The sequence below is a fragment of the Candidatus Corynebacterium faecigallinarum genome (genome assembly GCF_052264515.1).
GTDB lineage: Bacteria > Actinomycetota > Actinomycetes > Mycobacteriales > Mycobacteriaceae > Corynebacterium > Corynebacterium faecigallinarum.
In genome coordinates this window covers 49917-62490 of the sequence record NZ_JBQQOC010000018.1, presented here as the reverse complement: position 1 = coordinate 62490, position 12574 = coordinate 49917, and the positions used below count along the sequence as shown (strand labels likewise).

Annotated in this window: 12 protein-coding genes; 9 read left to right on the top strand and 3 right to left on the bottom strand. The window is 68.6% G+C overall.

Translation table 11 applies throughout. The annotated features are described in order from the left end of the window. Window positions 1-117 precede the first annotated feature (117 nt). Both ACTXPP_RS10275 and ACTXPP_RS10270 read left to right on the top strand, forming a co-directional pair. A complete protein-coding gene (locus tag ACTXPP_RS10275) occupies window positions 118-1611 on the top strand; it encodes a S1C family serine protease (RefSeq protein ID WP_301498900.1) in 1494 nt (497 codons plus the stop codon). 133 nt (window positions 1612-1744) lie between these two features. Continuing rightward, window positions 1745-2413, top strand: a complete 669-nt coding sequence (locus ACTXPP_RS10270) for a MogA/MoaB family molybdenum cofactor biosynthesis protein (RefSeq protein ID WP_441609524.1) — start codon at window positions 1745-1747, stop codon at window positions 2411-2413. A 282-nt stretch (window positions 2414-2695) separates the two neighbouring features. Here the strand turns inward: ACTXPP_RS10270 and mscL are convergent, their stop codons facing one another. Further along, window positions 2696-3178: a large conductance mechanosensitive channel protein MscL gene (mscL, locus tag ACTXPP_RS10265; RefSeq protein ID WP_301497103.1), complete on the bottom strand. Its 483-nt coding sequence runs from the start codon at window positions 3176-3178 to the stop codon at window positions 2696-2698. Next, window positions 3171-3824: a 5-formyltetrahydrofolate cyclo-ligase gene (locus ACTXPP_RS10260; RefSeq protein WP_301520946.1), complete on the bottom strand. Its 654-nt coding sequence runs from the start codon at window positions 3822-3824 to the stop codon at window positions 3171-3173. Before ACTXPP_RS10260 ends, mscL begins: the two co-directional genes overlap by 8 nt. A 105-nt stretch (window positions 3825-3929) precedes the next feature. Between ACTXPP_RS10260 and ACTXPP_RS10255 the strand changes: the two genes are divergently transcribed. From ACTXPP_RS10255 to ACTXPP_RS10230, 6 genes are all read left to right on the top strand, one after another. Beyond that, window positions 3930-4889 carry a UTP--glucose-1-phosphate uridylyltransferase gene (locus ACTXPP_RS10255; RefSeq protein ID WP_301520945.1) on the top strand — a complete coding sequence of 320 codons (960 nt, stop codon included), beginning with the start codon at window positions 3930-3932 and terminating at the stop codon, window positions 4887-4889. A 152-nt stretch (window positions 4890-5041) separates the two neighbouring features. Further along, window positions 5042-6292: a molybdotransferase-like divisome protein Glp gene (gene glp, locus ACTXPP_RS10250; protein ID WP_301520944.1), complete on the top strand. Its 1251-nt coding sequence runs from the start codon at window positions 5042-5044 to the stop codon at window positions 6290-6292. A 15-nt stretch (window positions 6293-6307) separates the two neighbouring features. Continuing rightward, window positions 6308-6982 (top strand): GNAT family N-acetyltransferase, encoded by a 675-nt coding sequence (locus ACTXPP_RS10245; protein ID WP_301497110.1) that lies wholly within the window; start codon window positions 6308-6310, stop codon window positions 6980-6982. A 176-nt stretch (window positions 6983-7158) separates the two neighbouring features. Then, a complete protein-coding gene (sepX, locus tag ACTXPP_RS10240) occupies window positions 7159-8562 on the top strand; it encodes a divisome protein SepX/GlpR (protein ID WP_443342034.1) in 1404 nt (467 codons plus the stop codon). Between the two features lie 36 nt (window positions 8563-8598). Then, window positions 8599-9009, top strand: coding sequence for a DoxX family protein (locus ACTXPP_RS10235; RefSeq protein WP_301497113.1), 411 nt, complete (start codon window positions 8599-8601; stop codon window positions 9007-9009). A 19-nt stretch (window positions 9010-9028) separates the two neighbouring features. After that, the gene (locus ACTXPP_RS10230) at window positions 9029-9877 is read left to right on the top strand and encodes a zf-HC2 domain-containing protein (protein WP_301497115.1); all 849 of its coding nucleotides are present in this window, start codon (window positions 9029-9031) and stop codon (window positions 9875-9877) included. 18 nt (window positions 9878-9895) lie between these two features. Here ACTXPP_RS10230 and ACTXPP_RS10225 read toward each other — a convergent pair whose 3' ends face one another. Further along, complete coding sequence (locus ACTXPP_RS10225) at window positions 9896-11380, bottom strand: dolichyl-phosphate-mannose--protein mannosyltransferase (protein ID WP_443342038.1); 1485 nt, start codon at window positions 11378-11380, stop codon at window positions 9896-9898. Between the two features lie 221 nt (window positions 11381-11601). Here ACTXPP_RS10225 and rsmI point away from each other — a divergent pair, with 221 nt between their 5' ends. After that, complete coding sequence (gene rsmI, locus ACTXPP_RS10220) at window positions 11602-12543, top strand: 16S rRNA (cytidine(1402)-2'-O)-methyltransferase (RefSeq protein WP_301497736.1); 942 nt, start codon at window positions 11602-11604, stop codon at window positions 12541-12543. The last annotated feature ends 31 nt before the right edge of the window (window positions 12544-12574 follow it).

Here is a 12574-nt window from a genome sequence, read left to right as displayed (position 1 = left end):
CATTGGGTCAGTTTCACTTGTTTTAGGACCGTTCTCCCAGGTTTCATGAATTGAGACCCCAGAGACAGGTGACACACTGGGTGTCAGTGAACACACGGCAAGTACAAGGAGTGTTGAATGTCCGGAGACAGCCGGGACGGTCAGGGAAACAGCGGCGGCCCCTACGGGGGCTTCTGGGGGCGCGGTGCCCAGGATGAGGGCGCCGGCCAGACTGGTGCAGGTGCCGGTGGCCAGACTGGCGGCCAGGGCTCCGGGACGAACGGCGAGTACCAGGACGTCGAGTCCACCGCCGCTCAGCAGCGTCACTGGGAGGCCCTGTCCCAGCAGTACCCTGCCCAGCAGCATCCGGGACAGCCGACGTTCGGTCAGCAGAGTCCCGGCCAGCAGACGTTCGGACAACAGGACTTCGGTGGTCAGGCCCAGCCGCCCTATGGCCCGCCGCAGACCTCGAATGACCCGGCCGGTTCGAACGGGGCTGCCGGAGCGTCCGGCAAGCCTGGCAAGTCTGCGACCCGACGCTTCTCGACCCCGGCGGTCGCCGCACTGCTGCTCGCCGTCGGCGTCGGCTCGTCTGTGGTCACCACCCAGGTCATGAAGGACACCGGTACCGGGGTCTCCGGCACCGCAACCTCGTTCAACCAGCAGAACCAGGGCAGCAACGAGAACACCTCCACAGACTCCACCCCGGAGCAGGGAACCATCGAGGACGTCGCCAACAAGGTGCTGCCCAGTGTGGTCTCCATCCAGATGGCCACCCAGGAGGGTGGTGCCGAGGGCTCCGGCTCGATCATCAGTCCCGACGGGCTGATTCTGACCAACAACCACGTCGTCGCCGGCGCGGACGGTCGCGGCGCCCAGCTCAGCGTGACCACCAACGACGGCCGTCAGCTCGAGGCCGAGGTCGTGGCGACCGACCCACAGACCGACCTGGCCGTCATCAAGGCCAATGGTGCCGATGACCTTCAGCCGATCGAGGTCGGCGACTCCGAGTCCCTCGAGGTCGGGCAGACGGTCGTCGCCGTCGGCTCGCCGCTGGGACTGTCCTCCACGGTGACCACCGGCATCGTGTCGGCGAAGAACCGCCCGGTGCAGGCCGGTGGTGAGGACGGCGGCGAGGCCTCGCTGATCGACGCCATCCAGACCGATGCAGCCATCAACCCCGGCAACTCCGGCGGTGCGCTGGTGAACCTCGATGGGCAACTCGTCGGCATCCCCTCCGTCATCGCCACCCTCGGTGGTGGCATGGGTGGGGAGTCCGGCTCCATCGGCCTGGGCTTCGCCATCCCCTCGAGCCAGGCGGAGAAGACCTCCACGCAGCTCATCGAAGACGGCCGTGCCACCCACCCGGTGATCGGGGCCACCGTCAACACCCGGTCGACGTCGGTCGGAGGCGAGATCGTCGAGGTGACCGACGGAGGTCCGGCAGAGGAGGGCGGCCTCGAGGGCGGCGACGTGGTGACCAAGGTCGATGACCGGGTCGTCGACAGCGGTGAAGGCCTCATCGCCGCGATCCGTTCCCAGAGCGTCGGTGACAAGGTGACACTCACAGTCACTGACTCCGAGGGCGACAATGAGCGTGAGGTCGAGGTCACCCTCGACGAATCCGAATAACCCCCCCCCCGGAAACACCCTGCAACACAGTCAAACCGCCCCCGCACCTATACACGGGCCCCTGCGGCGGGATACCGTGGGAGACAATAATTTTTCCCACGGGAACCACCACCAGCGTCAGGAGCGCAGCTCAATGTCCCACGAATCCCTCGTCGACACCGACCGTGACCTCCGTAGTCTGATCACGGTGCCCGGCGCCGAGGACACCTCCGGTTCTCCCCAGGAACCCTTCGACCGTCTCGATGAGCTGGACGCCGCGATCACCGAGCCGGACGACGACGTCTTCCACACGCTCGACATGCAGGAGGACCGGCGCGAGGCCGGCAACCAGCGGCACAATCTCCTCCACGCGTTGGTTGTCATCGTCACCGACCGCAAGGACAGTGGCGACCAGTCCGGTGAGCTCGTCGCCGAGCTCCTCGCAGAGGAGGACTTCATGGTGGATGCGGTACTCACCGTCGATTCCGGACGCTCCGCGGTCCGCAAGGCCCTGGAGACCGCGGTCGTCGGTGGTGCTGACCTGGTGGTCACCGTCGGCGGCACCGGCGTCGGCCCGCGGGACAAGACCCCGGAGGCGACCAAGAGCGTGCTGGACAAGCGGATCCAGGGGCTCTCGCAGGCGCTGCGCTCCTCCGCGCTGGCCTGCAACGCCACCGACGGCGGTCTGTCCCGCGGCGTCGCCGGGGTCTCAGGTTCCACGGTGGTGGTCAACCTCGCCGCCTCGCGTGCGGCGATCCGGGACGGTATGGCCACCCTGGGCCCGCTGGTACGCCACGTCATCGCCGACCTCAATCGGGCCTGAATGTCCGGCCAGCTGGGACAGCCGGGTCGGCAGAGTCGGCAGAGTCGGCACAGTCAGCGGTCACACCGGCGCAAGAGCGGCGTGATCGGTCGACGTCCGGGCGACCCGGACGGCACAGGCAACACAGACAACCCCCGCCCGCAACGCGACGGGGAGTCGCGGCGGACGGGGGAAGCAGGGGACAGCGGGGTCGGGGGATTCGGCGAGGATTTCTGGCGGGACCAGCGCCCGCCCCACTGGGGCTGAGCCGGACCGGGAACTGGTTCCGGAACGAGTCCGGAACTAGTCTGCGGCGTGGCGTCCGGAGGAACCGGTGCCGTCGGTGCCAGCACCGGGGGCGTTGGGATCGACGGCGGTGGTGCCGGCAGTGTTCTGGGCGGCCAGCAGGTCGCGGATCTCCATCAGCAGATCGGTCTCGCTCAGCTCAACGGCCTCGGCCGGGTCGATGCCCTTGCGCTTGGCGGACATCTCGTTGAGCTTGTTCATCGGGGCCACGAGGATGAAGTACACCACGGCGGCGATGATGAGGAAGTTGATGGCGGCGGTGATGATCGCACCGAAGTCGATTGCGGTGCTGTCCATGTCGGAACGGATCTTCCAGACCAGTCCGTCGACCTCGGAGCCTCCGAAGGAGTTGATCAGCGGCTGGATCAGATGGTCGGAGATCGCGGTGACGATCGCGGTGAAGGCACCGCCGATGATGACCGCGATGGCCAGCTCCATCACGTTGCCGCGCATGATGAAGTCCTTGAAGCCCTTAAACAAGATTCTCTCCTGACGGTGGGGTGGAAGGCGTACTCTCCACCGTTGTGAAGGTGCCGTGTTGGGTGATGACGGTCGGGACCGCGATGTCCAGGTCGGTCCGTGGAACGGTGACCCGGAACTCTTCGTGGTCCACGATGGCCATAAGTATGCCATCTTTAGGCCGGAAAGTAGCAGATCTGTCGTAGAAACCACCGCCTTGACCCAGTCGAACCCCGTCCGCATCGACCGCCAGGGCTGGCACCACCAATGCCTCGACAGTGTCGAACAGGGACTCGGAGGGGACGTCCGTACCCGCGTCAGGCACGGGCTCCCGGATTCCGTAGCGACCGGGCCGGGTGAACTCTTCGCCCCGGTACCGTCGCCACGTCAAGGGGGCAGCGGTTTGTGCGACGACCGGTAACCACACCTCGTGGCCGGCCCCGGCCATCGCCGCCGGCAGCCCTGGGCCGCCGGGTTCCCCTGGCAGGCCGACGTAGACGGCCACCGGCCCGACGTCGGCCAGATGGGTGGTGAGGTGGGTGATGATCGCGGCGTCCCGGGCGTCCCGCTCGGCGGCGCCCACCGCGGACCGGGTGGCACGCAGTCGGGTGCGCAGCGACTGTTTCGCCGCGGCAACAGCGGGGTCGGGGTGCGCCGGGTGTTCCATGGCTCCGGAGTCTAGTCGTCGCCGTCACCCCCGGCCGGCGACTCGTGGCGGGTGTGGGGGTGTCGCCGCCCTGCTGCGCACCACCGGCGGTTGTATTATCCAGGTATGACATCCTCAGTAAACCCCTCTCCCGCCGCCTCTCCAGACGGTACCTCCGGTGACGTCACCAGTGGTGGGATCAGAACTGTCGTCGTCCCCGCGGCCGGCCTCGGGACACGGTTCCTGCCTGCCACGAAGACGGTCCCCAAGGAGCTCCTCCCGGTGGTCGACACCCCCGGTATCGAGCTGATCGCCTCCGAAGCCGCCCAGGCCGGAGCGTCCCGCCTTGCTGTCGTGACCTCACCGCGCAAGCAGGGCATCATGGAGTTCTTCGACCGCGACGAACTGCTCGAGGACACGCTTGAGTCGCGCGGCAAGACCGAGCAGCTCAACAAGGTGCGTGCGGTCAACGAGATGATCACCGCGGTGTCGGTGAACCAGGACCGCCCGCTGGGCCTCGGCCACGCCATCGGTTGTGCCGAGGGGGCACTCGACGACGACGAGGACAGCTTCGCCGTGCTGCTGCCGGATGACCTCGTGCTGCCCTTCGGCGTGATGAACGAGATGATCAAGGTCCGCCAGCGCTACGGCGGCACGGTCCTGTGCGGCTTCGAGGTGCCGGAGGACGAGGTCAGCAACTACGGTGTCTTCGACATCGCCGACCCCGGTGACGAGGATGCCGTCGACGATGACCGGGTGTGCACGGTCACCGGTATGGTCGAGAAGCCCGACGTGGAAGACGCACCGTCCACCATCGTCGCCACCGGCCGCTACCTGCTGGACCGTTCCATCTTCGATGCCCTGCGTCGGACGAAGCCCGGCAAGGGTGGTGAGATCCAGATCACCGACGCCATCGAGATCCTCATCGCCGAAGGTCACCCGGTGCACGTCTACATCCACAAGGGCGGACGCCACGACCTCGGCAACCCCGGCGGTTTCATCCGTGCCTGCGTCGATTTCGCGCTGGACAGTGAGACATACGGCCCCTCGTTGAAGCGGTGGCTGCAGAACCGGCTGGAGGAGTAGCGCTGCGTGACGCTGCCTGATTCTGCCTGATTCGGCCTGACTCGGCGGGAAAGCCCGCCGGACACGTCCGGCGGGCTTCCTCAGATCCGGCGGCGCCAGGCGGTAGGATTCTGGGACGTACTTGACCAGACCCCGACGGAGGACGGACCACCTTGAGAACTGTTGAGGAGCAGCTGGCGATGATCAGCGCCGCGGCAGTGACCCCCGAGCCGGTGCGCACCGCCATCTCCGAGGCACTGGGATTGCGCTGCGCCGAGCAGGTCGAAGCGCAGACCTCGGTGCCGGGCTTCGACCAGGCCGCCGTCGACGGCTATGCGGTGCGCTCGGTGGACGTCCGGCACGCCGGCAGCGGTGATCCCGAGGTTCCGTCGGCCCGGCTACCCGTCGTCGGTGACATCAGCGCTGGCTCGCACCGTCCGGTACGGCTTCAGCCGCGGCAGGCGGTGCGTGTCGAGGCGGGCGCGCCGCTGCCTACTCTCGCCGATGCCGTGGTGCCGCTGGACTGGGCCGAGGACGACGGACGTCGCACCGAGGCCCTGCGTCCGGTCTCCGCCGGTGGCTTCGTGCACCGCGCCGGCGCCGACGCCCAGCCAGGCGACGTGGTCGTCGAACAGGACGCCGTGATCGGCGCGGCCCAGGTGGGCTTGCTCGCCGCCATCGGACGTTCCAAGGTGCTGGTGTATCCGCGGCCGCGGATGACCGTCCTCTCCTTCGGCCCTGAGCTGGTCGACATTGACCGAGAGCCTGGGCTGGGGCAGGTCCACGACGTCAACTCCTACGCCCTGGCCGCCGCCGGTCGCGAGGCCGGTGCCGACGTCAACCGGCTGGGCATCCTCGCCGGTGAGGACCGGCGGATCCGCGACATCATCGAGGGCCAGCTCATCCGGTCGGAGATCCTGGTCATCGCCGGTGGCGTGGGCGGGGCCTCCAGCGACCGGCTGCGTGAGATCCTCTCCGAACTCGGTGACCTCGACACTTCGCGGGTGGCGATGCACCCCGGCTCCGTCCAGGGGTTCGGTGTCCTCGGTGCCGACCGGGTACCGACCTTCCTGGTGCCGAGCAACCCGAGTGCGGCCCTGGTGTCCTTCGAGGTGATGGTGCGTCCGCTGGTGCAGATCCTGCGTGGCCAGCGCCAGACCTCACGCCGGGTCGTCCAGGCCAGGACCATCGCCGGGATCGAGTCCGCCCCGGCCCGCCGTGGGTTCATCCGCGCGCAGCTGATGCGTGACCGGCAGACCCAGGAGTTCCTGGTCGACCCGCTGGGCGCGGCATCGCCGGGGGAACCGACCCACCTGCTGGGCAGCCACGGGCAGTCGAACTGCCTGATCATGGTGCCCGAGGACCACACGCACCTGGAGCCCGGCGAGGTCGTGGACGTGATGTTCCTGACCAACCGGTCCTAGGGGAGGACCGCCGCCATGCCGTCCGGACTGTCTTTCCTGTCTTCCCTGACCTCACTGCCGAGCCGGCACCCCGGCTGGCCGGCGAGGACCGCCACGGTGACCACCCATGCCGGCCGGGTGAGGCTGCGACCGCTGGGACGCCGCGACGGCACCCGGTGGGCGCAGTACCGCATCGCCGACGAACACCTGCTGCGTCCGGTCGAACCGACGGTGCCGGGGCCGTGGAGCGAATCACACACCAAGGCGGTCTGGCGTGCGAATGTCTCCGGCCTGTCCGCCCTCGCCAACGACGGTCAGGTCATGCCCTTCGCCATCGAGGTGGACGGTGAATTCGCCGGCCAGTTGACCCTGGGGAACATCCAGCACGGGGTGGTGTGCAGCTGCTGGATCGGCTACTGGGTGTACTCCGGGTACTCGGGGCAGGGGGTGGCCACCGCCGCCGTCGCCCTGGGGGTCGACCATGCCATGATCCACGGCGGGATACACCGGGTGGAGGCCACTGTCCTGGAGTCGAATGAGGCGTCCCGCCGTGTGCTGGCCAAGATCGGTTTCCGCGAGGAGGGGCGACTCGTGCGCAACCTGCACATCAACGGGCAGTGGCGCGACCACCTGCTGGTCGGGTTGACCACCGAGGAGGTCCCCGGCGGGGTGGTCTCCCTGCTGGGACGGGACCGTCGGCCGGGTGCCTGATCCTCGGAGCCTGTTTCTCGGGGCCTGTTTCTCGGAGTCTGTACTTTGGGACGCGAGTGACGGACGTGATTTTTCCCCCGGCGCGCCTGCGCGCTCGACCGGACGCTGACACGTAGGGTCGGTGACACTGTCCCACCCCTCGTCGGGTCCGCGCCGGTGTAAAGGAAGGGTTGCCCGTGACCGGTTCCATCAGCTCCCTGATTCTGATCGCAGTTGTCTGGCTCCTGCTGCTGGCTCCGTTGTTCCTGCGCAACCAGTCGCCGGTGCGTCGGACCTCGCCAGCGTTGTCCGAGACCCGTGTCCTGCATGCCGGGGGAGACGACATCGAACGCCACCGGAAGCGTCCCCTTCCGGCGGAGAGTCTCTATCACGCCGACGTCGACGACGAGATCGAGCTGGTGGACGCCGAGCCGGTGGATGTCGTCGTCGATGACGACAGTGGCCGCCCCAGGATGCTCTCCCGCCTGGTGCGCCGCCGGCGTCACGACCGGAGCGATGAGGTCGCCGAGGAACTGGTGACGGTGCCGGGCATCGTTGACGGCGAGATCGTGGACTACCGTCCGCTGGACGAGGAGGATACCGGCGAGTTCGAGCCGGTCATTGCCGATCAGGGCAACCAGGCCGCCCGTGCTGGCCGTGCTGGCCGTGCTCATCGGGTCGAGATGTCGGCCGCGATGGAGGACGCACCGGCCGAGGACACCGTCTTCACCGCGGTCGCCGAGGATGCTGACGCGGACAACGCGGATGCAGAGGCTGACTACACGGACGCCGACTACACCGACACCGACGCTGACGACACTGTCTACTCCGACAGTGAGGATGTCGACGCAGAACCAGACACCGACCCAGGCGCCGATGTGGCAGCCGTGCTGGCTGCGGTGCCGGATGTGGAAGACGACTACGAGGTCGTCAGCGACGTGCCGGAGGCCTATATCCGCGGTGGCGACATCGTGGTTTCTGCATCTTCTGCGCCCTCAGCTGTGTCTGGCGGAAACGATGCAGACAGTGCGTCCGACACCCCCGGGAACCAGGACTCCGACGCTCGCGGGGAGAACTCCGAGGAGGAGCTGGACTACGCCGCGACCCGACGGGGCCGTGGCTTCTACGACCCGGTGGCCTCCCAACATCTCGCGGAGATGCGGCAGACCCGACGCAAGCGGGTGCTGTCAGTGCTCACGGCACTGTGTGTCGTCGCCGTGGTGTCGGCGGTCGTGCTCGGCGGGTGGATGTGGCTGGCCGTGGGCGCCACCGTCTCGCTCACCGGCGCCTACCTCTACTTCCTGCGTCGCCAGGTTGTCGAGGAAGCCCGGCTGCACCAGCGCCGGATGGCCCGTATGCGCCGCGCCCGCCAGGGTGTGCGCAGCACCGATGACCGTGAGCTGGGCGTGCCCGATCGGCTGATCCGTCCTGGCGCGGTTGTGCTCGAGACTGACGACGTCGACCCGACCTTCGTCAACCTCGATGAGATGGACTTCATGGGTGCCGCCGATGGCGGGTACGACGGGCACGGCGGACACGACGGGCACGACGGGTACGGCGACGCTGGGCTCGGCCCCCGCGGCCACATCCGCGCGGTGTGATCCCCGCGTACCCCCGGAAGGTAGTCTGACAGCACCATGAACAATCCTGCCGTGCGTGATGCCGCCCTGCTGCTGCTCCGTGTCGCCCTGGGGGTCGTCTTCATCGCGCATGGTTGGGACAAGGTGTTCCAGACTGGTGCGGACGAGACCGCGGCGATGTGGGAACAGATGAACATCCCCCAGGCCACCCTGTCGGTGTGGGTGGTCTCTGTCGTCGAGATGCTCGGCGGTGCCCTGCTGATCCTCGGCATGCTCACCCCGGCGGCCGCGGGTGTGCTGGCCCTGGACATGGTGGCCGCCTTCTACTTCGTGCACCTGGGGGAGGGGATCTTCGTCACAGACGGTGGCGCCGAACTGGTCCTCGTGCTTTTCGCCGCCTGCGTGGTCCTGGTGGTCTTCGGTGCCGGACGCGCCAGCCTCGACAAGGCGCTGTCCCGGTTCGGATGAGGGGGGTAGCCGCTAAAAGATGACCTCCACCGATATCCACCAACAGGTCCGTGCCGCACTCTCGGCGCGGCTCGACGGGGAACCCGGGCCGGCAGGGCTGGGGGACGACACCGTCGACGCCCACCTGGCGGCCTGCGAGCCGTGCCAGCAGTGGTTCGCCGACGCCAGTGACCTGAACCGTCGGCTGCGCATGTCACTGGCCCCGGAGACCCCGCCCGCGCCCACCGACCCCGGTGCCCTGGCCGAGCACATGGCGCAGATCGCCGACGACACCCCACAGTTGTCGCACCGGCTGCGGAACCGGGGCCTTCCGCTGGTCATCGCCCGGCTGGTTCTGCTGGCCTGTGCGGTGGGGTATGTGGTCTGGGCGGTGCTGCTGCTCGTCGGGGTCACCGGTCCCGGTGCCGAATTCATCGGCGGTAGCGACGGTGGTGGTGGCGATGGTGGTGCCGGTGGCGCCGGTGGTGCGGTCGGCAACTCCTCGGATCCCGACTACGCCCGACTGGTGGTGGACGCCGCGGCGGTACGTTTCGCACTGGCGGCGGGACTGCTGTGGGGGGCGTTACGTCCGGCGGCGGGCCCCGGTCTGCTGCCGGTGTTCGTGGCACTGTGGGGCTTCACCGCCGGTTTCGCCACCCGCGACGTGGTCCTGGGGGTGATGGACGGTGCGGTGGACGTCGCCCAGATCCTCGGCCTGCTGCTGCACCTGGCGTCCTGCGCCGCGCTGGTCAGCGTGTGGCTGGCCCGGCACCATGCCGTCGCCCCGCTGCGTCAGTCATTGCGCATGCTGTCGGCACGTCCCGTCGGATACAGTCCCAATGACGTGGAACGGCACTCGTCCTGGCGCCCCGGCGACCGGCCGGACTGACCGACTGGTTCTGCCGGATCAGGTCCAGCCCGGCAGCCACATCCGCCAGCTCCACTGTGTCGGGCTCAGTGGGATGCCGGTGAAGACCGGCAGGAAGAACAGGAACATCGCCACGACCAGCACCAGGTAGATGACCACCACCAGCTGGCCGGTGCGTCCCAGCACCATAGCCTTGACCGGTGACACCTGCGAATCAGGGGCACGGGCGTCCCGACGGATCGCCAGATCCGAGACCTGTCCCAGCACCAGGGCGATCCCGATGATGAGGAAGGGTGCCAGTGCGGTGGCGTAGAAGAGGTACATCTGGCGGTCGGTGTTGATCAGCCACGGCAGGAATCCGGCGAGGTAACCCAGCACCGGGACGAGCCAGACCATCTCCCGGTGGCGCAGCATCCGCCACAGTCCCCACAGCAGCACCGGGACGGTGAGGAACCAGATCACCGGGGTGCCGACCAGCAGCACCACTTCCTTGGACCCGTCGTCGCCGGTGGTGGAGTGGTACAGCAACGCCCGGGTGCTGGCCAGCCAGTCCCAGGGCTTGGACTCCCACGGGTGGACGTGGTCGTTGGAGTTCGTCAGTTCGGAATGAAAACCCAGGACCGATACGTGGTAGTAGATGAAGTTCTGTACGGACTCCGGCAGGAAGCCCAGGCCCCAGCCGGCGATCCGCTCGTTGCCCGACTCCAGCTCGTGGCGGAACACCCCGGTCTCCGAGGCGAACCACGACCGGAAGGACAGCAGGTATACCCCGACCGGCACCAGCACCACCGAGGCGAAGGCGGGCAGACAGTCGTGGACCAGGGTGCCGCGGAAGGGACGCTGCACCCCGAAGCGGCGCCGTCGCCACCAGTCCACGCCGACGATGGTCAGGCCGATGAAGGCCATGTAGTACAGCCCGGACCATTTCACCGCCAGGGCACATCCCAGGGCGACCCCGGCGGCGAACCGCCACCACCGGAAACCCAGCCGAGGACCCGGCGGGAAGTCGCCGATACGGTGCTCGGCGGCGACGAGGATGAACCGGTCCTCCAACTGCCGGTGGTCGTGCAGCAGCAGGTACACCGCCAGCAGGGTAAAGAAGACCTGCATGTGGTCGAGCATCGCCGAGCGCCCGGTGACGAAGAGGATCCCGTCGCACAGGGCGATGATCCCGGCGGCGAAGCCGATCCAGTCGGAGTTGCTCAGCCGACGGGCGCAGGCGGCGATGAGTAGGATGACCCCGACGGCGAGGAGCGCGGTGACGATACGCCAGCCCCAGGGGTTGTTGCCGAAGACCGCGATCCCGATCGCCTCGAGGTGCTTGGCCAGGGGAGGGTGGACGACCAGGCCGAAGCCTGGGTTGTCCTCGATCCCTCCGATCAACAGGTTGTCGGTGCCGCGCAGCACCTGCCACGACTGGGGCACGTAGTGCTTCTCGTCGAACACCGGCACACCCCGGTCGGTCGGGTGCGACAGCCCCCACAGGCGGGTCAGTAGACCGAGGGCACCGAGGATGCCGAGCATCCACCACCAGCGACGCGGGCCGGACGCGACGCGCCGCAGGACGCGCCGCAGGACGCGCCGCAGGGCGCGCAGGGCGCGCGGTGCGTCGCGGCGGCCGGCGCCTGACCCGGCGTCGTTGACGGTGTCGGCACCGGCGTCGTTGCTGGTGGTCGGTGTCACAGGACGCCATCCTATACGCCAGGCTGCAGCGTCCCGGCGCTGGCCGGTAGAGTCTGCAGGTCATGAGCCAGAGCACACCGGCAGACCTGACCGAGTTGACCCGGCGCGCAGCCGAACAGCGGCCGTGTCCCCGCGGCGGGATCATCCTTGCGGCCACTCCGCTTGGCGACCCGCTGGACGCCTCGATCCGGCTGATCGACGCCCTGGGCAGTGCGGACGTCATCGCCGCCGAGGACACCCGCCGCACCCGCGCGCTGGCCACCGCGCTGGGGGTGGGGATCACCGGGCAGATGGTGTCGAACTTCGACCACAATGAGTCCGACCGGGCGTCCGGACTGGTGGAGCGGGCGCGAACCGGGGCCCGGGTACTGGTGGTCACCGATGCGGGCATGCCCTCGGTCTCTGACCCGGGGTTCCCACTGGTCACCGCGGCACAGGATGCCGGCGTGCCCGTGACCTGCCTGCCCGGCCCGTCGGCGGTCCCCACCGCCCTGGCCCTCTCCGGGGTCGGTGTCGGCCACTTCGCCTTCGACGGCTTCGCGCCCCGCAAGGACGGCGCCAAGCGGACCTGGCTGGAGTCGGTGCGGGACTCGCCGCGCGCGGTGAGTTTCTTCGAGTCCCCGCACCGGTTGGCCGCCACCCTGACCACCGCCGCCGAGGTGCTGGGTGGCGGGCGGGAGGCCGCGGTGTGCCGAGAGCTGACCAAGACCTATGAGGAGGTCCGGCGCGGCAGCCTCGCCGAGCTGGCGGCCTGGGCGGAGGAGGGGGTGCGCGGTGAGATCACCGTGGTCATCTCCGCGGCCGGTGCCGACGGGTCCGGGCAGGTAGAAGTGGCTGACCTGGTCCCGCTCGTGGAGGAGAAGGTGGCGTCCGGCGTGCGGCTCAAGGACGCCTGCCGGGAGGTGGCGGCCCAGGCTGGCGCCGGGGTAGGCGCTGGGTCAGCCGCTGGGTCAGTCTCGAAGCGCGAGCTCTACGAGGCGGTTCTCGACGCCCGCGGACGCTGATGAAAATCGCGCAACTTCCGTACCGGATCGG

Excerpts from the sequence above, each read along its gene's own strand:
- ACTXPP_RS10275 (WP_301498900.1), top strand. The coding sequence starts at position 118 with ATGTCCGGAGACAGCCGGGACGGTCAGGGAAACAGCGGCGGCCCCTAC.
- ACTXPP_RS10270 (WP_441609524.1), top strand. The coding sequence starts at position 1,745 with ATGTCCCACGAATCCCTCGTCGACACCGACCGTGACCTCCGTAGTCTG.
- ACTXPP_RS10260 (WP_301520946.1), bottom strand. The coding sequence starts at position 3,824 with ATGGAACACCCGGCGCACCCCGACCCCGCTGTTGCCGCGGCGAAACAG.
- ACTXPP_RS10255 (WP_301520945.1), top strand. The coding sequence starts at position 3,930 with ATGACATCCTCAGTAAACCCCTCTCCCGCCGCCTCTCCAGACGGTACC.
- ACTXPP_RS10245 (WP_301497110.1), top strand. The coding sequence starts at position 6,308 with ATGCCGTCCGGACTGTCTTTCCTGTCTTCCCTGACCTCACTGCCGAGC.
- ACTXPP_RS10235 (WP_301497113.1), top strand. The coding sequence starts at position 8,599 with ATGAACAATCCTGCCGTGCGTGATGCCGCCCTGCTGCTGCTCCGTGTC.
- ACTXPP_RS10230 (WP_301497115.1), top strand. The coding sequence starts at position 9,029 with ATGACCTCCACCGATATCCACCAACAGGTCCGTGCCGCACTCTCGGCG.
- ACTXPP_RS10225 (WP_443342038.1), bottom strand. The coding sequence starts at position 11,380 with ATGCTCGGCATCCTCGGTGCCCTCGGTCTACTGACCCGCCTGTGGGGG.
- rsmI (WP_301497736.1), top strand. The coding sequence starts at position 11,602 with ATGAGCCAGAGCACACCGGCAGACCTGACCGAGTTGACCCGGCGCGCA.